This window comes from Actinoallomurus acanthiterrae, from assembly GCF_054775715.1.
In genome coordinates, this window is sequence record NZ_BAAHCO010000001.1 from 11,086,261 (window position 1) to 11,105,707 (window position 19,447).

Genomic DNA, 19,447 nt, shown 5'->3' on the forward strand with positions numbered 1-19,447 from the left:
GAAAAGCAAACGTCACAGGAGTGACCCGATGAAATCCCTGCCCACGCCCTCCCCTGCCGCCCGCACCGCTGCCGCGGCGCCGGAGGCGGTCCGGGGCGGATCTCCCGTGGTGCTCGGCGCCGCCATGCTGGGCTTCTTCCTCATCTCGCTGGATGCGTTGATCGTCACCGTCGCACTGCCCCACATCGGCCGCAGCCTCGGCGGTGGCATGTCCGGCCTGCAGTGGGTGGTGGACGGATACACGCTGATGTTCGCTGCCCTGATGCTCTCCGCGGGCGCCCTCTCCGATCGCATCGGGGCCCGGCGGGCGTTCGCCGGCGGGCTGGTGCTCTTCGCGCTGGCCTCTGCGGCGTGCGGGTTCGCGCCCGGGCTCGGCGTGCTGGTGGTCGCGCGACTGGTGCAGGGGGCCGCGGCAGCGGTGATGATGCCGGCGTCCCTCGCCCTGGTCTGGCAGGGCTTTCCCGATCAGGCGAAGCGGGCGCGGGCGATCGCCCTCTGGACCGTGGGTGGCGCGGTCGCGGTGGCGGCCGGGCCGGTGCTCGGCGGGGCACTCACCGCTTCCGTCGGGTGGCGGTGGATCTTCTTCGTCAATCTCCCGGCGGGCCTGCTGGCGCTCACCCTGCTCGCCCGCGTGCCGGCCTCCCCGCGGCTGCCCTCGCGGCTGGACGTGGTCGGGCAGGTGACGGCGGTGGTCGCGATGGGCGCGCTGACGTACGGCGTGATCGAGGGCGGCGCCGAGGGCTTCGGCCGGCCACCCGTGGTGGTGTCGCTGCTGGCGGCCGGGGCCGCGGCAGTGGCCTTCCTCGCCGCGCAGGCCAGGAGCGCGCACCCGATGCTCCCGCTGCCGCTGTTCCGCTCGCGGGTGGTGGCGGTCTCCTTGGTGGTCGGTTTCATGCTCAATGCCGCCTACTACGGCGGGGTGTTCATCTTCAGCCTGTACCTGCAGCAGGAGCGCGGGCAGTCCGCGCTGCGCACGGGCCTGATGTTCATTCCGATGACGGCACTGGTCGCGCTGGTGAACCTGGCATCGGCGAAGCTGGCGGGGCTGTTCGGCCCGCGGGTGCCGATGGTCGCGGGACAGTTGCTCGGGACGGCCGGGCTGGCGGCGTTGACCACAGTCGGCGCGCACACCGATGTATGGGCGGTGGCACTGCTGATGGTGCCGGTCGGCCTGGGCGGGGCGCTTGCGGTGCCGGCGCTGACCGCGATGCTGCTCGACGCGGTGCCCGCGGACCGGGCCGGCACCGCGGGCGCCGTGCTCAACACCGGCCGCCAGGTGGGTGGAGCGATCGCGGTGGCGGCCTTCGGGGCGCTGGTGGCGGGGGCGGACACATTCCTGGCCGGCATGCGCTGGAGCATGCTCGTCGCGGCGGCCGGGCTCGTACTGACGGCGGGAGCGACACTGACGCTGCCGCGGGGCAGGCGGGCGTGAGGCCTGCCGCGAGCGGGACGGCAAAAGGACCCCGGCCAGCACGAACGCCTCGTCGACCGCGTCGTCTACACCCGAAAAATCAAATAAGCACGGCACTGGGTCAGAACAGGGAGGGCGTCAGCATCCACAGCAGCTCGGCGTCCTCCTCCGCCGACGGGTTGCGCCAGCTTCGCTTCTCCCGGCCGGTGAAGGTCAGAGAGTCCCCGGCCCTGAGGCGGAACACCTCACCGTCGAGGGTGATCTCGAACTCCCCCTTCGTGACGTGGATGAACTGGGCGTCGGAGCGGGTGCGATAGGGCGGATCTCCGTCCCCTTCGCTGTTCCCGCCCGGCGCCACGGTCGACTGGATGACCTGGACGGTCCGGTTCGTACGGGGGGTGAGCAGGAAGTCCTGGGCACCGCTGCCGCCGAAGTGCAGCGCGGGCCGACGGTCGGCCGACACCAGGCCGGACTCCCCGTCGTCGAACAGCTCTCCCACCCGTACACCGAGCACCTCGCAGATCCGCAGCAGCGAGGCGACCGACACGTTGGCCCGGTCCCGTTCGACCTGGGAGAGGAATCCCTTGGTCAGCCCGGTGGCGTGGGCGAGCTGTTCGATCGTCAGCTCCCGCTGCCGTCGCGCGCGCCGCAGCCGGTCTCCGATCCGCGGCCGGAGCCCGGAGCCCGGCCCGGAGTCACGGTCGTCGCGCGCATCGGCCCCGTCGGTCATCATCGGCTCCAAGCTCTGGAGATTTACAGTGACATACTTAGTTTTCCAGGAGCATACTGGCCTGGTTCTGAGATGCCATGTTCTCGCAGCCGACGGCGGCCCCGGCCGGCCCGACGCCGCAGGACCACCCGGGAAAGGACGATGACGTGCCGAAGCCGACCCACGCCCCCGAGGTCCGGATCGAGCCGTGGGGCGAGGGCGACCTCGATCTGCTCCGGCGCATCAACGCCCCGGAGATGACGGAGCACCTCGGCGGCCCGGAGACGGAGGAACAGGTCCTCCGCCGCCACCGGCGCTACCTGGAGCCGGGAGACGAGGGGTCCGGCGGGATGTTCCGCGTCGTCCTCCCGGAGGGCGCGGCCGTCGGCAGCATCGGATACTGGGAGCGCGAGTGGCGGGGCGAGACCGTCTACGAGACGGGCTGGGGCATCCTGCCGGAGTTCGGCGGCCGGGGGCTGGCCACCGCCGCGGGCCGTCTCGTCGTCGAGCGCGCCCGCGCCGAACGGCGGCACCGGTTCCTGCACGCGTATCCGTCCGTCGACCATCCCGCGTCCAACGCGATCTGCCGGAAGCTCGGCTTCACCCTGCTCGGCCCCTGCGACTTCGAGTATCCGCCGGGGCACCCGATGCGCTGCAACGACTGGCGCCTGGACCTTCAGGCCAAATGATCGAACATGCGTTTGAACGAGTGCGTAGACTCGTCGTATGACAGGGGCTTTCCAGGCGTCGCTGCTCGACTTCGACGACGAGAGCGGCCTCGGCCCGCTCGGCTCGTCGGTGCACCGTACGGTCCTCGACCATGGGGCCTGGGTCGACGTGCGCCGGGGCTGGGTGACCGGGGCGGACACGCTCTTCGAGCGGCTCCGCGACACCGTCCCGTGGCACGCCGAACGGCGGCACATGTACGACCGGGTCGTCGACGTACCCCGCCTGCTGAAGTTCTACGAAGAAGACGAGCCGCTGCCCGACCCGGCACTCGACGAGGCGAAACGCGCGCTGGACGCGCACTACGCCGCCGAGCTCGGCGAGCCGTTTCGCACCGCCGGGCTGTGCTTCTACCGCGACGGCCGCGACAGCGTCGCCTGGCACGGCGACACGATCGGGCGCGGCAGCACGCACGACACCATGGTGGCGATCATCTCGGTCGGCGCGCCCCGCGCGCTGACGCTCCGTCCGCGCGGGGGCGGCGCGACCCTGCGGTACGACCTCGGTCACGGTGACCTCATCGTCATGGGCGGCAGCTGCCAGCGCACCTGGGAGCACGCCGTCCCCAAGACCGCCAAGCCCTGCGGGCCCCGCATCAGCATCCAGTTCCGCCCGCGCGGCGTCCGCTGACGCGTCGGGCCGGGGACGACGCACGCTCCCCATCGCCGGCCTCGGCCGGTGACCTGGCTTCCCTTCGGGCCTGGGACGACGCACGCTCCCATCCCGGCCTCGGTCGGTGATCCGGCTTCCCTTCGAGCCGGGACCACGGACGCCTCCTCGGTGAGTGACCCGGCGTCCCGCCGGGAAGGCCGATGGGTAGAGGCATCGCAAGCCGTCTCCCCGTGTCGCCGTCCCCCTCCGGTCCGGTCGCAACGCGAACGAGGAGGAGAAGGTCCATGGGCAAGCTCACAGGGCGCGTCGCGGTGGTCACCGGTGCCTCAAAGGGAATCGGAGCGGCCATCGCCACGTCACTCGCCGCGGAGGGCGCCTCCGTGATCGTCAATTACGCCACGAGCCGGGCAGCGGCCGAGGCCACCGTCTCCGCCATCACCGGCACGGGCGGCAAGGCCGTCGCCGTGGGCGGCGACGTGTCCAAGGCCGCCGACGCCGAGCGGCTGATCGAGGATGCCATCGAGCGGTTCGGCCGGCTCGACATCCTGGTCAACAACTCGGGCGTGTGGGAGTTCGCCGCCATCGAGGAGTTCACCGAAGAGTCCTTCCACAAGCAGTTCGACATCAACGTCCTCGGCGTACTGCTCACGACCCGCGCGGCCGTCCGGTATCTGGGAGCAGGCGGCAGCATCATCAACATCGGCTCGGCGGGAACAACGATGACCCCACCGGAGACCGTGGTCTACACGGCCTCGAAGGCCGCCGTGGACGCGATCACTCGGGTGCTCGCCAAGGAACTCGGGCCCCGCGGGATCCGCGTCAACTCCGTCAATCCCGGACTCGTGGCGACCCCGGGCACGGCCCATACCGGGGTCCTGGGCTCGGATCTCGAAAAGACCTTCGTCGGATCCACTCCGCTGGGGCGCGTCGGTCTGCCCGAGGACATCGCGGCGGTCGCGCTGTTCCTGGCCTCCGACGACGCCGGATGGCTGACCGGGGAGCACGTGCTCGCCGCGGGCGGTATGCGCTGACCATCGGCCCCGCGTGCGCATAGGCGGGCGAAACCGGGAGATACTCGCTGTGTCCTCGAACCCCCCGGAGGAGCAATGGCCTGGCTCGGTGCACTCGTGCTCTTCGTCGGCGCGATCCTGACGTTCGCCGTCGGCGGTGACGTCGGGACTCTCGACGTTCGCACGGTCGGCATCGTCGGGATGGTCGTCGGCGGCGTCCTGCTCGTCGTCGGCATCGTGCGACTGCGCCGTACGCCCCGGGCCGCCGGAGCGCGGTCTTCCTCCGGGGCGATCCGGGGCGGTGTGCAGGCGCGGGTGCAGGAGCAGATGTACCGGACGAGCAAAGGCAAGATCATCGCGATGATCGCCGTCGTCATTTACATCCTCTCCCCCGTCGACCTGATCCCGGACGTGTTCCTGCCCGTCGGCATCATCGACGACGGCACGGCGTTCGCGTGGCTACTGTTCGCGATCGGCCAGGAGGTCACCCGGAAGCGCCGCAGCGCGCTGTCGGCCCGTGAGCGATGATCGCGCACCCGAAACGCCGTCGGCCATGTGCGAGTGCGCCCGACGAGCCCGCGGCACCCGAAACGCCGCAGCACGTCCGCAGCCCGCGAGCGATCACGGCCCGGCGAACCCGCAGCGCCTCGTCAGCCCGTGAGCGCGTCCGGTGAACCCGCGCGGTATCGGCCCGGGGCGGTCGCGAACTCACGCTTGAACGCCCTGGCGAAGGCGAACTCCGAGGTGTAGCCGGTGCGTTCGGCCACGGAGCGGAGCGGCAGGTCGGTGTCGCGGAGGAGCCGGGCCGCGATCGTCATCCGCCACCACGTGAGGTAGGCCAGCGGCGGCGAGCCGACCATGGCCGTGAAGCGCCGGGCGAAGGCCGCCCGCGACAGCCCGGCCTGGGCGGCGAGCGACTCGACCGTCCACGGCCGGGCGGGGTCCTCGTGGACGGCGCGCAGTGTGCCCGCGACGGCCGGATCCCGCAGCGCGGCGCCCCAGCCGGCGGTCACCTCATCGGGCTGGTCCTCGTAGTACGCGCGAAGGATGTACAGCAGGAGCAGGTCCAGCAGCCCGGACAGCGCGGCGTCCCCGCCGGGACGGGGACGGGCGCCGAGTTCGTGGCCGAGCAGGTCGATCGCGGTGCGCAGCGCGGGATGCCGGCCGACGCGGGCGGGCAGGTGGACGACGTCGGGCAGCTCCGTCAGCAGCGGATGGGCGCGCGAGTGGTCGAGGCGGTACGCGCCGCACAGCATCTCCGTCGGGGTACCCGGCCCGTCGACGCCAAGGGAGGGGCCGTGCGCCAGGTCGTCGTACGTGAGGTGGACATCGGCCAGGCCCCGTGACGGGGTGTCGGCGATCCCGTGACCGAGCTCGCGCGGTAGGAAGGCGACGTCGCCGACGTTCAGCGCGATGGGCTCGCCGTGTACCGGAATCAGCCAGCAGGAGCCCTGCAGGATCACGTGGAACCCGGCGCCCTCCTGTGGCTGGAACCTGACTCCCCACGGGGCGCACAGCCGGGTCCGCGCCGAGTGCGGCCGGCCCGTGCGCATCGCCGCGACCGCGTCGCTCAGCACGTCCATGCACCAACCGTACGGCCTACCGCGCTCGAACGAGACGATCGGATATGGAACGCGGACGTACGGGCATGGGATCGGCCGCTCGCGATTCTTACGGTGATTCTCGGGCGAGGTCGCGGACGTGCCGCGACCCGCCCGAGACGTTCAGGGAGAACGAGATGAGGATCGCCGTCTACGGCGCCAGTGGGTTCACCGGCCGGCTCGCGGTCGCCGAGGTACGCCGCCGGGGCATGACCCCCGTCCTGGTCGGCCGGAACGAGGAACGCCTGCGCAAGGCCGCCGCGGAGGCCGGAGGTGGGGACGTCCGCGTCGCGGCCCTGGACGACCCCGCGGCGCTGGCCGGCGCGTTCGGCGACTGCGACGCGGTGGTCAACTGCGCGGGGCCGTTCACGTCACGGGGCGAGCCGGTGGTGCGCGCCGCCATCGCGGCGGGCCGGCACTACGTCGACACCACCGGCGAGCAGCGGTACATCAACAAGATCCTGTCGACGTACGACGCCGACGCCGAACGCGCCGGAGTCGCGGTCGTTCCGGGACTCGCCGACGACGGCGGCCCCGGCGACCTGATCGCGCACTTGACGGCCGAGCGGGTCTCACCGGTCGAGGAGCTGCTCATCGGCGACATGCGGCGTCCCGGTGGGGCCTCACGTGGGACCGCGCGAACGATGGCGGAGGTGTTCGCCGAAGGGCCGCTCGACTACGTCGACGGCGCCTGGGTCCCGGCCGGTGACGACGCGCCCGCGTCGCTCGTCGTGCCCGGCGCGGACGAGGAGGTGCCGGTCACGCCGTTCCCGCTGCCGGGGGTCGCCACCGTCCCGCGCCACGTGACGGCGCGCCGCGTACGGAGTGTCGTGGCGGCGGAGGTGGCCGGGGCGTTCCTGGCGCTGACGCCGGACGTCGTGGAGAGCATCCCGGAGACGCCGGACGAGGACGCCCGCCGCGCCGCCCGGTGGCTCATGGTCGTCCAGGCCGACGACGGCCGGGGCGGCCGGGCGCGTGGCTGGGTCACGGGCCCCGACCCGTACGGGCTCACGGCGGTGATCGCCGTGGAAGGGGCGCGACGGCTCGCCGCCGGCGAGGGCCGGGGCTCCCGCGAGGGCCGGGGCTCCGGTGAGAGGCGGGCGGGGGCGCTGACCCCGGCGCAGGCGTTCGACCCGGCGGATTTCCTCGGCTTCCTCGCCCCGTACGACGTCACCTGGCAGGTGACCGGCCCATGACGGTCAGGCGACGACCACCCGGTAGTGGGTGGTCAGCCGCCCCTCGTCGTCCAGGACGTGGAAGGCGAGCGCGGGAGGGATGTCGTGGTCGATGAGGCCACCCTGCGGACCGGTCTCCCACGGCAGGCGGACGGTGGAGACGACCCCAGGTGCGACCAGCAGCGGCCGGCCCGCGAACGTCGTCGCCGCCGGGGTGTGGGCGTGGCCGCACAGGACGGCGACGACGTCCGGGTGACGGGTGATGAGCTCGGCGAGCCGGTCCTCGCCGAACTGCCGGATCGCGTCGACGTACGGGGCGTGCAGGACGACGGGCGGGTGATGGAAGACGACGAACACCGGCGTTCCGGGCGGCGTCTCGGCGAGCACTCCCTCCAGCCAGGTCAGGGTCTCGTCGTCGAGGCGGCCGTCGTCCCGCCCCAGGATCGAGGAGTCGCACATCGCGAACACCGCCCCCGCGATGCGATGCACCTGGTTGACCGGGCCCGGAGCGGCCGCTCGTCGAGCAGCACCTGCCGGTACGGGGCGCGGACGTCATGGTTGCCCGGGCAGGTCAGCACCGGGTGCCGCGACGCCAGGACCGCGCGCGCCTCCTCGTACTCGGTGGCCAGGCCGTGGTCGGCGATGTCCCCGGTGACCAGCACGGCGTCGAGGTCGTACGGCAGCCGGTCGAGGTAGGCCATGACGGCCTCCGTACGCGCGGCGGCGCGCGCCGCGCCGTCGAGGTGGGTGTCGCTGAGGTGCGCGAAGACGATCACACGACGACGGTACGGGCACGTGCGGGAGGCGGGTAAGCGCCACTGCGCGCCGAGAACCGGAAGCCACTTCGCCGTCGGCGGTGTCTCATCGCCGCCGCCGTTGCCGCCTTCCGCTGCCGACGACGGCGGCGATGAGCGGGGTCAGCCGATGCTCGTCGTGTAGGTCACCGGGGTGTACGCCGGGCCGCAGGAGTTCGGGCAGGACGACGGGAGGGAGAAGGAGTAGACGCGGCCTCCGCCGACCAGCGTGTCGGAGGCGTCCAGGACGCGGATCCGGAAGTCGCGGCCGGCCGTCGCGGTTCCGCCGATGACGTACGCCTGGCCCATGTCGCTGTCCATCGTCGCGTTCTTCCAGGTGCTCCCGTCGTAGTACTGCACGCCGTGGATCCCGTTCGGCAGGTGCGAGACGGCGATGACCGGCCACCAGACCTGCGCGCCCTGTAGGAACCCGATCTTGATGTCGCCGCTGTAGCCGGGCGCGGAGACGAACTGCCAGCTGATGTGCCGGTTGTTCCAGTGGTTCGGGTACATGTCGCCGACCGGTGCGCCGTTCTTGGCGAACCGGTTCAGCGACGCCTGCGCGAGGTCGAGGTGGTACGGATCGTCGCGGCACCAGGCGTTACTGTCGGCGCAGCTGTCGGCCACCAGCATGGTCAGCGTCGCGCCGTTGTAGGCGTCGGCGACCCAGGAGCCGTTCCGGCAGAACGCCTGGTTCGGCGCTCCGTCGTTGACGCCCGTGCAGTAGTCGCCGATCGTCACCTGGACGTACCGGCCGCAGTTCTGGCCGTTGGCGAAGATGCCCATGCGGGCCGCGTCCGCTGCCGAAATCGGGCGGGGATAGCCGTTGTAGTCGTGCGGGGTGTTGAAGACGTTGAGCGCGACGAAGTCCTGGCTGTCGATGTTCGCCTGCGGCAGCCCACACCCGCCGTACGGAGATCCGAGCCCGGTGAACCAGGTCGCGTTGCCGGTCACCGGCGAGGACGGGGGTGGCACCGTCGCCGCCCGGACGGTCCCGCCAGGGGACGCCGGTCGGGCCGCGGCGGCGGGCGACCCGGCCGCCACCGGGGACGCGCAGGCGAACAGCAGCGCGCTCAGGGCGGGCAGCCACCTGCGCGGTCGAGGTCTCGGCATGTCAGCCTCCGTCAGTAGACCGGGTTCCAGCCGTCGGAACCGGCCAGGTAGCGGGCCGGCGTGTAGGACGGCGCCTGGGAGGCGCTCAGCTGCGGCCGGTTGGAGTTGACCGCCGCGCCGGCGCCCGTGTTCGCGTACTCGGAGAAGCGCGCGTCCTTCCACGAGAACCCGGACATGTCCGTCCAGGGGTCGTTGCGGATGTGCGCGCCGAGCGTGGACTCGCGGAACAGCACCTGGCCCACCGCGTTGGCGTCGTTGGAGGGGTGCCAGGGGCGGCCCAGGTAGACCGATTTGGCCGGGGCGTTGCTCGTCAGCGTCGACTTGTAGAACAGGAAGCCGTAGGGGTTGGCCTTGTTCGTGGCCGCCGCGGTGACGTACCCGTTGTTGCTCGACGAGCCGCGGCTCAGCGAGTGGATCTCCGACCGGTCGAACACCGCGGTCCCCCGGCCGAAGATGAAGTCGACGTCACCCTCGATGTAGGACGCGCGGATGTACGAGCGGCCGACCGTGCTCGTGCTCGCCGTCCACAGCAGCAGCGTGTCCTGGTTCGCGAGGACGCGCACGTTGTCCAGGACGGCCCGGTCCGCGTTGAGGTCCAGGGCCACCGCCTGCGAACTGCCGTTCTTCGCCTCGTCGTAGTCGTTGGAGAACGTCAGGTTCGTGGCTTTGAAGTCGTTCGCGGACACGGACACCGTCGCGCTGCCCTGCGTCCCGTACTGGCTCGCCGCGTGGTTCTCGACGATGACGACCTGGCTGCTGCTCGACCCGAGGCCCTTGAGGGTGACGTGGGTCTTGGCGGACGGGACCGAGACGGTGCCCCGGTACGTCCCCGGCTTGATGTCGATCTCGAAGCCGGAGCCGTTCGACGGGGCGGCGTTCACGGCGGCTTGGACAGTGGTGTAGTTCCCACTGCCGTCCTGGGCCACGGTGACGACCGTGGCCGCCGACGCCGGGCCGCCGAGCGTCATCGACGCCAGTGACACCGCGACGACCGCGCCGATTCGTCGTTCGCCGGACATCGCACCTCCTGAGGGGTCTCCCGATCAGGAGCAGATTCCGCCGCGGCGGATCATGCGTCAAAGCCGTGGCACGCACCGGGCCCGGCGGTCTCGGCCGCTGCGCGCGCCCGCGCTGGTCACCGGTCCGCCGACCGGCCGGGAGACGGCCGATCCCCGCTGAAAGTTTCACCGGCGCCGGGCGCCGCGGTCAGCGTGGTGAAGGACTCGACGAACGAGGTCAGCAGCCGGGCGAACGTGGCTCGGTCGTCGTCCGGCCAGTCGGCCATCGCCCGCGCGAACGTCTCCTGCCGGAACCGATGAATCCGATCGAGCTGTTCCCGGGCACGGTCGGTGAGCGCGACGGGCGTACGGCGGCCGTCCCGCTGGTCGGCCAGGCGGACGAGCAGGCCGGCGTCGACGGCGCGCGCCACCAGGCGGCTCGCTCTCGGCTGGTCGACGTCGAGCGCCGCGGCCACTTCGGTGACCGTGCAGGGCCGTCCCATCCCCTCGATCGCGTCGAGGACGCCGAAGACGGTCGGATCGAAGGTGACGCCGTCGAGATCCCGCCCGAGCCTGCTCATCGCGCGGCGCGTCTGGCTGCGGCGGATGGCGACCATGGCGCGCTCCACGGCGGCCAGCGCCTCTTGTTGCCTCGGGTTCATGGATGCTAGCTTACAAATACATGCACTTTTACATGGAAGTAGAGGTATCAATGCAGCAGCGTCCCGAGGTACGACAGACCCGCCCGTTCGGCTACTGGGTGAAGCACATCGACCAGCGCATCGAGGAGATGGGCCGCCGCGTGCTCGCCGAGGAGGGACTGAACCGGCGGTTCTGGCAGGTGCTCAACACGATCTCCTCCGGCCCGATCGGCCCGGAGCGGCTGGACCACGCCATGGCGCCGTTCATCTCCGACGAGGAGCCAACGATGCGGCCGTACGTCGACGAACTCGCCGACCGCGGCTGGGTCACCCGGACCGACGAGGGCGATCTCACGCTCACCGACACCGGCCGGGACGCGTACGCCCGCGTGGCGACGCGCATGCACGCCGCCCGTGCCCGCGTCGTCGACGGCCTCTCGACCGACGACTACGACACTCTGATGAACCTCCTGGAGCGGATCGCCGGCAACCTCGACGCCGAAGTCGCCGCCTGATCGCATACGCGGTGATTCTTACGGAATGCGGACGGCTCGCCGCCGTTCCGGTTCCGGCCGCCCGGCCGTGGTTACCGTGCGGGCATGCGCGTGCTCGTGACCGGCTCCGCCGGGTTCATCGGATCCCACATCGTCGAGACCCTCCAGGAGCACGGCCATGAGGTGCGTCCGCTCGACCTGCGGTCGGGCGAGGACGTACGGGACGCCGCGACCGTCGCGCGGTGTCTCCTCGGCGCCGACGCGGTCTGCCACCAGGCGGCCAAGGTCGGGCTGGGCGTCGACGTCTCCGACCTGCCCGCCTACGCCTCGACGAACGTCCTCGGCACGGCCGTCCTGCTCGCCGGCATGGCCGGGGCGGGCGTACGGCGGCTCGTGCTGGCGTCGTCGATGGTCGTCTACGGCGAGGGCGCGTACGACTGCGCCGCGCACGGACGGGTACGGCCCGGTCCCCGGGAGGAGGCCGACCTCGTCGCAGGCCGGTTCGAGCCCCGCTGCTCGCTGTGCGGCGCGGCGCTGACGCCGAGTGCCGTCGGCGAGGACGCGCCCGTCGACCCGCGCAACGCGTACGCCGATTCCAAGCTCGCCCAGGAGCACCTCGCCGCGTCCTGGGCCCGCGCGACCGACGGGAGCGTCGTGGCGCTGCGCTACCACAACGTGTACGGGCCGCGGATGCCGCGCGACACCCCGTACGCGGGCGTCGCCGCGATCTTCCGCTCCAGCCTCGAACGCGGCGAGCCGCCCCGTGTCTTCGAGGACGGCGGGCAGCGCCGCGACTTCGTCCACGTACGGGACGTCGCCCGCGCCAACGTCCTGGCCCTGGAGTCGGAGGGATCACCGGCGGGCGCGCTGCGGGCGTACAACATCGCGAGCGGTGAGCCACGCACGGTCGGCGAGATGGCGATCGCCCTCGCCAAGGTGTACGGCGGGCCCGATCCCGTGGTGACCGGCCAGTACCGGCTGGGCGACGTCCGCCACGTCGCCGCCTCCCCCGACCGCGCCCGTACGGAACTCGGCTTCCGGGCCGCCGTCCCCTTCGACGAGGGCATGGCCGAGTTCGCCACACGCCCCTGAGCCCCCGTCGACGCCGGCGGGCCGACGCGGCCGAGCGGCCTCCGACCGGCCGGCGCGGGCCGGTCGGAGCCGGTCTCGCCACAGGCCGCGTCGACGTCGATGGGCCCACGCGGACGGCCGGGCACAGCGTCAGCCGGCCTGGTGATGGGTGGTTCGCCGCCGATCGCGGTATGGGGTCGAGGCCCTGGTCGCCTTCGCCCGCAGGCCCCAGGGTTTGACCACGGAGAGCACCGCGTTCGTGGTGTACAGCGCCAGCCCCACGCACGGGATGATCACCAGGTTGTACGGGAGGAATCCCAGATCCATCGAGGAGATGGAACCGGTGGGATGACGGGCCACCGCGTCCGCGGCCTCGTGCAGCCGGTCGGTGAGGGCGAAGTTGGAGGCCAGGATCGCAGCGAGGGTGAGCCAGAACTTCACGGCGACCCAGTGGTACCGGAACAGCCCCCACGCGGTGCCGATCGCCAGGACGACTCCGCTCCCGAAGGACAGCACGCTGAGCGGCAGGATCAGCGCGTCACCGAGGACCGGCATCGCACGGTAGACGGCGCGCAAGGTATCGGCGTCGGAGGTGGTCAGGGCCCCCACGCCGAGGACGAGCACGCACAATGTGAGCGTCAGCCAGCCGATCGATGCGATCAGGTGAACGATCACCGTGACCTTGCGAGCCGTCGGCGACAGCCGTCGGCGTCGCGGCGTGCGGGATTCCCGGAAGGCGTCGGCGGGCGTCCTGGTCACACCGGCTCCTCCACGACGCTCGCCCTGCCGGACACGGCGGCCCGGCGGCGCAGCAGGACGATGCTCGCGCCGAGGAGCCAGAGCATGCCCGAGAACCGGCCGATCGGGATGAGCGGGGTGGCGGCCTTCCCCAGCAGGGACAGCATCGACAATGCCGAGATGACGGCGACCACGATGCCGATCCAGCACAGCCAGCCGGGCAGGAGGCGGGTCGTGCGGGCCGCGACCGCGACCGCGCCGAAGAGCAGACCGGTCGTGGCGACCTGGGGTCCCGCACCGGTGATGAAGGTCAGGTCCATGACGGCCCGATAAACATGCAGGTCCGAGCCGGTGCCGGGCCGGTTCAGGACCCACTGCGCGCAAGCGGACAGCAGCAGGAGGGCGGCAGCGACGGTTCCCACGGTGCGGGCCGCGCCCGCCTGCGGGCTCTGCGGATCGATCCTGCGCAGGTGATCGGGAACACGGGCGGCGAAGAGCAGGAGCGCCAGCGCGCTCATGGCCTGACAGAACGCGGCCACCGGCAGGACGTCCCGCGGAGCGGTGGACAGGAAGTGCGCCACTTCCGCGTCGGTGGAGTACGGCGTGACGATCCCGGCACCGCCCTGCTGCCCGAGGATGCCGGGCAGCGCCAGCGAGGCGAGGAAGAGCAGCACGTGGCACAGTCCGCTGAGGGCGCCGGTCCATGGTCGCGACGCACCATGACGGATCGGTGAATTGGGCATGACCAACAAGATCGCCACGTTCTTTGCGGAAGTCGTCACCTGTCCGGAGACACCGCCCGTACGTCCGGTGGCGTATGCCCCGCCCGGTCCGGCGGGACCGGCCATGTCCTGCGCGGCCCCGTCTGACGGGACCTGCCATGTTCTGCGCGGCCGACGCGGTCTCTCCCCCGCCTTTCACCCGCGGATCTCCGTTCACGCCGGCACGCGGCCGGGCCCGACGGTCCATCACCCCCCGCGAGAGGTAGACCGGAATACGCCCCGCGTACGACGCGCCTGTGGGACTGGACCGGCGAGCGTCTCCCCATGCAAAGATCCATCTTCCGCGTCCTGTGCGGTGCCGTTCTGACCGCCGGAGCGCTCACGGCCGTACCGGCCGGTTCGTCGAGTGCGGATGAGGCGGCTGTCCGCGTTTCCGATGGTCTGATCCGTGGCACCATCAACGCCGATCACCGCAGCTATCAGGGGATTCCCTACGCCGCCCCGCCGGTCGGTCCGCTTCGCTGGCGAGCGCCCCGTCCCGCCCCCGCCTGGACCGGCGTACGAGACGCGACCAGACCCGGCTCGCCGTGTCCATCGTCATCCGGTCGGCCCGCGAAGGTCATCGGCAGCGAGGACTGCCTCTTCCTGAACGTGGAGACGCCCCGCCGGCGATCCGGCAGGCTCCCGGTGATGGTCTTCGTCCACGGTGGCGGGTTCACGGGCGGCTCAGGCGGGTTGTACGATCCGACCCGCCTCGTCACCCGGGGATCGGTCATCGCCGTGACGTTCAACTACCGGCTGGGGGCACTCGGCTTCCTCGACCATCCCGCGTTGGACGATCCGTACGCCGGCGACTTCGGGCTCGCCGATCAACAGGCCGCGCTTCGATGGGTCCGGCGGAACATCGCGGCGTTCGGCGGCGATCCGGGCAACGTGACGCTGTGGGGCCAGTCCGCCGGTGCGTTCGGCACCTGCGCGCAGCTCGCCGCGCCGGGGGCTCGGGGCCTGTTCGCCAAGGCGATCGTGGAGAGCGGCCCCTGCGACAACAGGCTGCTCACCCGTGCGGTGGCCCGGCGGCGTGGTCTGCGGACGGCCGCGAACCTCGGCTGCCGGAATCCACAGACCGCCGCCGCGTGCCTCCGCGCCAAGCCGTTCCAAGAGCTCACCGGCCTCGGCGACGATCGGGTCTTCACGGTCCACCGCCGGATCGCGGAGCTGCCGTGGCTCCCGGTCACCGGCACCCCGGTGCTACCGCTTCAGCCTGCGGCGGCGATACGCCTCGGCCGCGCCGCGCATGTCCCGCTGATGCTGGGCGGCACCCGGGACGAGATGCGAGCGTTCGTCGCCGCGAGGTACGACGCCGCCGGGCACCCGCTCACGGCGCAGGAGTACCCGGACACCGTCCGCGCGCTGTACGGACCGGGAAAGGTCCGCGCGATCCTCGCCGCGTACCCGCTCGACCGTTACGCCACGCCGAGTCTGGCGCTCGCGACGCTTCTCACCGACGACGGCCGCATGCTCGGCGCCTGTTCGCAGGCTGCCACAGACGACGCCGCGGCCCGGCGGTCACCGGTGTTCGCCTATGAGTTCGCCGAACCCACCGACTACGCGATCGGGGACTTCCCGTTCGGAGCGTCCCACGGCTCCGATCTGCCCTACCTCCTCGACGGCGCCTACCAGGGCTCGAATCCCCCGCCGCTCACGGGCGACCGGCGGATCCTCGCGGACCGGCTGATCGGCTTCTGGACCCGATTCGCCCGGACCGGCGCCCCTGGTCCTCAGTGGTCGGAGTACGGACGGGGGACCGTACTGTCCTTCCGCGCGGACCACATCGCCCCGGTGGACCTGTCGGCCGAGCATCAATGCGGGTTCTGGAGATCACACCGCTGAGCGGAGACCCCGGGCGGGCCCGGACAGCGGAGCGTGCGGAGCGGGAAGGGCCGCAGTCGGTGCTCTGTCTCAGGTCGGCCCCGGCGATCAAACGCCCAGCGCGAGGCCGACGACGAAGTGGCACCCGGCCCGCGAATCAGACGCCGAGAGGGAGGCGGACGATGAAGCGGCAGCCGGGGCCCGCGTTCGAGACGCCGATCTGGCCGGCGTGGGCCTCGACGATGCCGCGGGCGATGGCCAGGCCGAGGCCGGCCCCGCCGCCCGGCGTACGGGCGGCCTCGCCTCGGAAGGCGACGTCGAACAGGCGCGGCAGGTCCTCGTCCGGGATCCCGCCGCAGGCGTCGGACACCGCGACGTACGCCATGCCCTCCTCCGCGCCCGCCACGATCTCCACGCCGCCGTCCTCCGGCGTGTGCCGGATCGCGTTCACCACCAGGTTGCGCAGCGCCCGGCCGAGCTCGGCGGCGTCCACCTCCACGGGCAGGGCGCCCTGCGCCTGTCCGCGCAGCCGGACGCCCTTGGCCCGGGCCAGCGGCTCCGTCCCGGCGACCGTCTCCGACACCAGGTCGCCGAGGCCGACCCGCTGCCGCGAGAGACGCAGCGCCCCGGCGTGGATCCGCGACAGTTCGAACAGGTCGTCCACCATCGCGGTGAGCCGGTCGGTCTCCGCCCGGATCTGCGCGTGGTACTGGCGCACCGTCGCCCTGTCGGCCACCACCTCGTCCTCGAGGGCCTCCGCCATGGCCCGCAGCCCGGCCAGCGGCGTACGCAAGTCGTGGCTCACCCAGGCGACGAGTTCGCGGCGGCTGCTCTCCAAGGCGCGTTCGCGGGCACGGGCGGCGTCGAGGTTCTCGTAGGCGGTGGACAGTTCGGTGCCGAGCTCGGCGAGTTCGGCGGGCAGCCGTCGCTCCGGCGGGCGGAACCGTCCGCTCTCCCCCGCCCGCCGCACGGACACCAGCAGCGAACGCGTGCCGCCGATCAGCCGGTGGCCGAGCAGCAGGGACACCCCGAGCCCGACGAGCCCGCCGATCACGGTGACGGTCAGCGTGACGGAGCGGTCATGGTCGCTGATCAGCATCTTCAGCGTGATCGCCACGATGCCGGCGACCGTGGCCAGGACGGTGGCTGCCGAGACGACTGCCACCAAGGTGACGATGGAGCGCCCGCGCAGGGCGTACAGCGCCGAGACGCCGGCGGCGCCGACGAGCAGCGCGGCTCCGGCGGCGTACGCCACCACCTCGGCGAACGCGGTGAAAGGAATCATGTGAGCGGCTCGTATCGGTAGCCGACACCCCAGACGGTGAGGATCCGCCGGGGCGCGGTGGGGTCTTCTTCGATCTTCTCTCTCAGACGGCGGACGTGGACGGTGACCGTCGACGAGTCGCCGAACTCCCAGCCCCAGACCTTCTGGAGCAGGTCCATGCGGGTGAACGCCTGCCGCGGATGGCGCATCAGGAACGCCAGCAGGTCGAACTCGCGGGCGGTGAGGGAGATCTCCTCCCCGCCGAGCCGTACCTCATGGGCGGCGGCGTCCACGGTCAGGTCGCCGTCGGTGATCGTCTCACCGGTCGGCGCGAGTGCGCCGCGCGCCCTGCGCAGGACGGACTGCACGCGCAGGGCCAGCTCACGCGGGCTGAACGGCTTGGTGACATAGTCGTCCGCGCCCGTCTCCAGGCCGACGAGACGATCGGTCTCCTCACCCAGCGCGGTCAGCATGACGATCGGCACCGGCCAGCGCTCACGGAGCCGCCGACACACCTCCAGGCCGTCGATGCCGGGCAGCATGAGGTCCAGGACGACCAGGTCCGGAGGCTGTTCCTCGGCGGCGCGCAGCGCGGCGTGCCCGTCGGCGACGCAGACGACCTCGTGCCCGTCGCGTACGAGGTAGCGGGAGACGACGTCGGCGACGGTCGGATCGTCGTCGACCACGAGGACGCGGCCGGTCTCGGATCTCACCATGGCGACCTCGCCAGGGCCTGGATCACGAGGGCGGTGGCCACCTGCACGAGGAGCAGCGTACGGGCCGGTGGGCGGGCGACGGCGGGCGCGATCGTCATCCACGCGGCGTACGGGATCCAGATCCGCTCCACCTCGCCACGCGTGACCCCGGACAGGTCGAGGGCGACCATCCCGACGAACGCGGCGGCGACCGGCCACCCCAGCCGTCCCGTCCACACGGGAACGCCGGACCTCTCGGCGGCAACAGGCCCGCGACCCGCCCCACGCCACCGGCTCCTGGCGAGGGCGACCGCGTGTCCGAGCACGGTGGGCAGGGCCATGGCGGTCGCGGGACCGATCAGCAGCGCCAGCACGGACAGGTCACCGACGAGGAAGTAGGCGTACGGCCGGGCGCGCGCTCCACCGCCCGCCGCCCAGGCCATATGCGTCCCGGCGACGCCCGCGAACCACGAGAACCCGGCGAGCGTGAACGCGGCGGGCACGACCACGCACCCCGCGACCAGCGCGCCGAGAACCACTCGGGGCGGCCGCGTCAGGACGAGGACGGCGAGCGGCAGCGCGAACATCGGCAGCAGCCCGTAGCTCAGGTACGGCAGGGAACCGAGCAACAGCCCACCCGCGAACGCACACCCGAGCGCCACCCATCCCCGCGCGCCCGGCCCACGGTCCCCCGGCGTAGACCAGAGCTGTGGAAATCCTCGGGACGCGGAGTCCCCGGACGCTGAACGCGCGGGCACGGATTGCCCGGGCGCGGATCGCGCGGACCCGGAGTCCCCGGACATGGAATGCCCGGACACGGAGGCCCCAGACGCTGAACGCGCGGGTGCCGGTTCGTCGTGTGTGGTGGCCACGGGTTCGAATCCGTCCGGAGTGGGCCGCGTGGTGGCAACTGTGGCCAGGGCCACCGCCCAGGCTGCGACGCCGAGGAAGAAGGCGTCCATGCTGGTGGCGACCCAGAGGGCGGTGGGCGCGAGGACGACGAACGGCACCGCCCGGCGGGCCGCGTCGGCGTCGGCCAGCCTCCGTACGGTGACCGCGATCGCGACAGAGGCGGAGCTTCCGACGGTGATCACCAAGGCCGCCGCCCAGCCCGCGTCGCGCAGCCCCGCCCGCTGGAGCGCCCAGAGGATCAGGGTCGGCAGCGGCGGATGGCCCTTCACGTGCGTCGGGTACGCCTGCATCGCCGCCGCGAACCCGCGGAGCCAGCGCAGCGGATCGTCGCCGATGGTGTGCAGGCCCGCGAGGTACTCGGTCGGGGCGGTCAGCGGGTGGGCGAGGCCGTCGGGCAGTTGGAGGGCGACGGCCCACAGCGCCGATCCGAGCCACGCCGTCAGGAGCACGGTCCCCCACGGCAGCCGCCGGGCCGCCACCGGCAGGACCGCGACCGTGACCAGCCCCACGACCACCGCGGGCAGCAGCGGGCCGATCAGCAGCCGGCGGTCCGCGTGCAACGGCGGGAACCGGTCCACCGGGAGATGCCCGGTGCTCCGGAGGATCGCGCCGACCCCGAACCCGACCACGATGATCGCGCCCCAGACCGCGAGCGCCGCGCGGCGGTACACGACCGTGCGGCCGGTGAACCGTCCGGCCGCCCGGCCCGGCTCGCCCGAGGGACCGAAGGGGTCGGCGGAACGCTCTTCGCCGCCGGGTGACGTCACCGGCCCGCTGAAGCTGATCACATCTTCACAGTAGGGCTGACCAGTGGGGATGCGCCGTACACGTCATCACTCTGTAAGGGTTGGCCACGGATGATTCGGTTCGGCGTCCACCTGACACACCGGGA

At 72.1% G+C, this 19,447-nt stretch carries 21 protein-coding genes; 9 read left to right on the top strand and 12 right to left on the bottom strand.

Annotated features, from left to right (window positions below):
* Positions 1 to 28 precede the first annotated feature (28 nt).
* Positions 29 to 1,432: an MFS transporter gene (locus ACYVF7_RS52265; protein ID WP_460354725.1), complete on the top strand. Its 1,404-nt coding sequence runs from the start codon at positions 29 to 31 to the stop codon at positions 1,430 to 1,432.
* Positions 1,433 to 1,532: 100 nt separating this feature from the next.
* On the opposite strand, the gene ACYVF7_RS52270 is transcribed toward ACYVF7_RS52265, so the two are convergent.
* Positions 1,533 to 2,144 (bottom strand): helix-turn-helix domain-containing protein, encoded by a 612-nt coding sequence (locus ACYVF7_RS52270; protein WP_460354728.1) that lies wholly within the window; start codon positions 2,142 to 2,144, stop codon positions 1,533 to 1,535.
* Positions 2,145 to 2,287: 143 nt separating this feature from the next.
* Between ACYVF7_RS52270 and ACYVF7_RS52275 the strand changes: the two genes are divergently transcribed.
* The 4 genes from ACYVF7_RS52275 to ACYVF7_RS52290 all read left to right on the top strand — a co-directional run bounded on the left by ACYVF7_RS52275 (position 2,288) and on the right by ACYVF7_RS52290 (position 4,996).
* Positions 2,288 to 2,809 (top strand): GNAT family N-acetyltransferase, encoded by a 522-nt coding sequence (locus tag ACYVF7_RS52275; protein WP_460354730.1) that lies wholly within the window; start codon positions 2,288 to 2,290, stop codon positions 2,807 to 2,809.
* 37 nt (positions 2,810 to 2,846) lie between these two features.
* Entirely contained in the window at positions 2,847 to 3,476 is a 630-nt protein-coding gene (locus ACYVF7_RS52280; RefSeq protein WP_460354732.1) for an alpha-ketoglutarate-dependent dioxygenase AlkB, read from the top strand.
* A 266-nt stretch (positions 3,477 to 3,742) separates the two neighbouring features.
* Positions 3,743 to 4,489, top strand: a complete 747-nt coding sequence (locus tag ACYVF7_RS52285; RefSeq protein ID WP_460354734.1) for an SDR family NAD(P)-dependent oxidoreductase — start codon at positions 3,743 to 3,745, stop codon at positions 4,487 to 4,489.
* A gap of 75 nt (positions 4,490 to 4,564) precedes the next feature.
* The gene (locus tag ACYVF7_RS52290; protein ID WP_460354737.1) at positions 4,565 to 4,996 is read left to right on the top strand and encodes a YkvA family protein; all 432 of its coding nucleotides are present in this window, start codon (positions 4,565 to 4,567) and stop codon (positions 4,994 to 4,996) included.
* A gap of 122 nt (positions 4,997 to 5,118) precedes the next feature.
* On the opposite strand, the gene ACYVF7_RS52295 is transcribed toward ACYVF7_RS52290, so the two are convergent.
* The gene (locus ACYVF7_RS52295; protein ID WP_460354740.1) at positions 5,119 to 6,051 is read right to left on the bottom strand and encodes an AraC family transcriptional regulator; all 933 of its coding nucleotides are present in this window, start codon (positions 6,049 to 6,051) and stop codon (positions 5,119 to 5,121) included.
* A 155-nt stretch (positions 6,052 to 6,206) separates the two neighbouring features.
* Here ACYVF7_RS52295 and ACYVF7_RS52300 point away from each other — a divergent pair, with 155 nt between their 5' ends.
* A complete protein-coding gene (locus tag ACYVF7_RS52300) occupies positions 6,207 to 7,265 on the top strand; it encodes a saccharopine dehydrogenase family protein (RefSeq protein WP_460354742.1) in 1,059 nt (352 codons plus the stop codon).
* Positions 7,266 to 7,268: 3 nt separating this feature from the next.
* Here the strand turns inward: ACYVF7_RS52300 and ACYVF7_RS52305 are convergent, their stop codons facing one another.
* The 5 genes from ACYVF7_RS52305 to ACYVF7_RS52325 form a co-directional block, all read right to left on the bottom strand.
* Complete coding sequence (locus tag ACYVF7_RS52305; protein ID WP_460354744.1) at positions 7,269 to 7,733, bottom strand: metallophosphoesterase; 465 nt, start codon at positions 7,731 to 7,733, stop codon at positions 7,269 to 7,271.
* Positions 7,646 to 8,020: a metallophosphoesterase gene (locus ACYVF7_RS52310; protein ID WP_460354747.1), complete on the bottom strand. Its 375-nt coding sequence runs from the start codon at positions 8,018 to 8,020 to the stop codon at positions 7,646 to 7,648. The genes ACYVF7_RS52305 and ACYVF7_RS52310 overlap by 88 nt, the downstream gene beginning before the upstream one ends.
* Positions 8,021 to 8,161: 141 nt before the next feature.
* Complete coding sequence (locus ACYVF7_RS52315) at positions 8,162 to 9,151, bottom strand: hypothetical protein (protein WP_460354750.1); 990 nt, start codon at positions 9,149 to 9,151, stop codon at positions 8,162 to 8,164.
* An 11-nt stretch (positions 9,152 to 9,162) separates the two neighbouring features.
* Positions 9,163 to 10,170, bottom strand: a complete 1,008-nt coding sequence (locus ACYVF7_RS52320; RefSeq protein WP_460354752.1) for a pectinesterase family protein — start codon at positions 10,168 to 10,170, stop codon at positions 9,163 to 9,165.
* A 116-nt stretch (positions 10,171 to 10,286) separates the two neighbouring features.
* On the bottom strand, positions 10,287 to 10,811 hold the full coding sequence (locus ACYVF7_RS52325; protein WP_460354754.1) for a MarR family winged helix-turn-helix transcriptional regulator: 525 nt from the start codon (positions 10,809 to 10,811) through the stop codon (positions 10,287 to 10,289).
* A 50-nt stretch (positions 10,812 to 10,861) separates the two neighbouring features.
* Here ACYVF7_RS52325 and ACYVF7_RS52330 point away from each other — a divergent pair, with 50 nt between their 5' ends.
* Positions 10,862 to 11,305, top strand: a complete 444-nt coding sequence (locus ACYVF7_RS52330) for a MarR family winged helix-turn-helix transcriptional regulator (RefSeq protein ID WP_460354756.1) — start codon at positions 10,862 to 10,864, stop codon at positions 11,303 to 11,305.
* 84 nt (positions 11,306 to 11,389) lie between these two features.
* Positions 11,390 to 12,376 (top strand): NAD-dependent epimerase/dehydratase family protein, encoded by a 987-nt coding sequence (locus ACYVF7_RS52335; protein ID WP_460354758.1) that lies wholly within the window; start codon positions 11,390 to 11,392, stop codon positions 12,374 to 12,376.
* A 129-nt stretch (positions 12,377 to 12,505) separates the two neighbouring features.
* Here the strand turns inward: ACYVF7_RS52335 and ACYVF7_RS52340 are convergent, their stop codons facing one another.
* The gene (locus tag ACYVF7_RS52340) at positions 12,506 to 13,114 is read right to left on the bottom strand and encodes a hypothetical protein (protein ID WP_460354760.1); all 609 of its coding nucleotides are present in this window, start codon (positions 13,112 to 13,114) and stop codon (positions 12,506 to 12,508) included.
* Positions 13,111 to 13,836 (bottom strand): hypothetical protein, encoded by a 726-nt coding sequence (locus tag ACYVF7_RS52345; protein WP_460354762.1) that lies wholly within the window; start codon positions 13,834 to 13,836, stop codon positions 13,111 to 13,113. The genes ACYVF7_RS52340 and ACYVF7_RS52345 overlap by 4 nt, the downstream gene beginning before the upstream one ends.
* 303 nt (positions 13,837 to 14,139) lie before the next feature.
* Between ACYVF7_RS52345 and ACYVF7_RS52350 the strand changes: the two genes are divergently transcribed.
* Positions 14,140 to 15,705 carry a carboxylesterase/lipase family protein gene (locus ACYVF7_RS52350; RefSeq protein ID WP_460354763.1) on the top strand — a complete coding sequence of 522 codons (1,566 nt, stop codon included), beginning with the start codon at positions 14,140 to 14,142 and terminating at the stop codon, positions 15,703 to 15,705.
* A gap of 136 nt (positions 15,706 to 15,841) precedes the next feature.
* Here the strand turns inward: ACYVF7_RS52350 and ACYVF7_RS52355 are convergent, their stop codons facing one another.
* Genes ACYVF7_RS52355 through ACYVF7_RS52365 form a run of 3 tightly spaced genes read right to left on the bottom strand, consistent with a single transcriptional unit; the run spans position 15,842 to position 19,343 of the window.
* A complete protein-coding gene (locus ACYVF7_RS52355) occupies positions 15,842 to 16,969 on the bottom strand; it encodes a sensor histidine kinase (RefSeq protein ID WP_460354765.1) in 1,128 nt (375 codons plus the stop codon).
* Positions 16,966 to 17,664 carry a response regulator gene (locus tag ACYVF7_RS52360; protein WP_460354768.1) on the bottom strand — a complete coding sequence of 233 codons (699 nt, stop codon included), beginning with the start codon at positions 17,662 to 17,664 and terminating at the stop codon, positions 16,966 to 16,968. Before ACYVF7_RS52360 ends, ACYVF7_RS52355 begins: the two co-directional genes overlap by 4 nt.
* Positions 17,658 to 19,343: a hypothetical protein gene (locus ACYVF7_RS52365; RefSeq protein ID WP_460354771.1), complete on the bottom strand. Its 1,686-nt coding sequence runs from the start codon at positions 19,341 to 19,343 to the stop codon at positions 17,658 to 17,660. Before ACYVF7_RS52365 ends, ACYVF7_RS52360 begins: the two co-directional genes overlap by 7 nt.
* Between the last annotated feature and the right edge of the window lie 104 nt (positions 19,344 to 19,447).

Bases quoted from the DNA above. Each gene is read 5' to 3' on its own strand.
- ACYVF7_RS52360 (WP_460354768.1), bottom strand. From the start codon at position 17,664: ATGGTGAGATCCGAGACCGGCCGCGTCCTCGTGGTCGACGACGATCCG.
- ACYVF7_RS52270 (WP_460354728.1), bottom strand. From the start codon at position 2,144: ATGATGACCGACGGGGCCGATGCGCGCGACGACCGTGACTCCGGGCCG.
- ACYVF7_RS52295 (WP_460354740.1), bottom strand. From the start codon at position 6,051: ATGGACGTGCTGAGCGACGCGGTCGCGGCGATGCGCACGGGCCGGCCG.
- ACYVF7_RS52345 (WP_460354762.1), bottom strand. From the start codon at position 13,836: ATGCCCAATTCACCGATCCGTCATGGTGCGTCGCGACCATGGACCGGC.
- ACYVF7_RS52320 (WP_460354752.1), bottom strand. From the start codon at position 10,170: ATGTCCGGCGAACGACGAATCGGCGCGGTCGTCGCGGTGTCACTGGCG.
- ACYVF7_RS52335 (WP_460354758.1), top strand. From the start codon at position 11,390: ATGCGCGTGCTCGTGACCGGCTCCGCCGGGTTCATCGGATCCCACATC.
- ACYVF7_RS52355 (WP_460354765.1), bottom strand. From the start codon at position 16,969: ATGATTCCTTTCACCGCGTTCGCCGAGGTGGTGGCGTACGCCGCCGGA.
- ACYVF7_RS52285 (WP_460354734.1), top strand. From the start codon at position 3,743: ATGGGCAAGCTCACAGGGCGCGTCGCGGTGGTCACCGGTGCCTCAAAG.
- ACYVF7_RS52315 (WP_460354750.1), bottom strand. From the start codon at position 9,151: ATGCCGAGACCTCGACCGCGCAGGTGGCTGCCCGCCCTGAGCGCGCTG.
- ACYVF7_RS52325 (WP_460354754.1), bottom strand. From the start codon at position 10,811: ATGAACCCGAGGCAACAAGAGGCGCTGGCCGCCGTGGAGCGCGCCATG.
- ACYVF7_RS52280 (WP_460354732.1), top strand. From the start codon at position 2,847: ATGACAGGGGCTTTCCAGGCGTCGCTGCTCGACTTCGACGACGAGAGC.
- ACYVF7_RS52290 (WP_460354737.1), top strand. From the start codon at position 4,565: ATGGCCTGGCTCGGTGCACTCGTGCTCTTCGTCGGCGCGATCCTGACG.
- ACYVF7_RS52330 (WP_460354756.1), top strand. From the start codon at position 10,862: ATGCAGCAGCGTCCCGAGGTACGACAGACCCGCCCGTTCGGCTACTGG.
- ACYVF7_RS52300 (WP_460354742.1), top strand. From the start codon at position 6,207: ATGAGGATCGCCGTCTACGGCGCCAGTGGGTTCACCGGCCGGCTCGCG.
- ACYVF7_RS52350 (WP_460354763.1), top strand. From the start codon at position 14,140: ATGCAAAGATCCATCTTCCGCGTCCTGTGCGGTGCCGTTCTGACCGCC.
- ACYVF7_RS52265 (WP_460354725.1), top strand. From the start codon at position 29: ATGAAATCCCTGCCCACGCCCTCCCCTGCCGCCCGCACCGCTGCCGCG.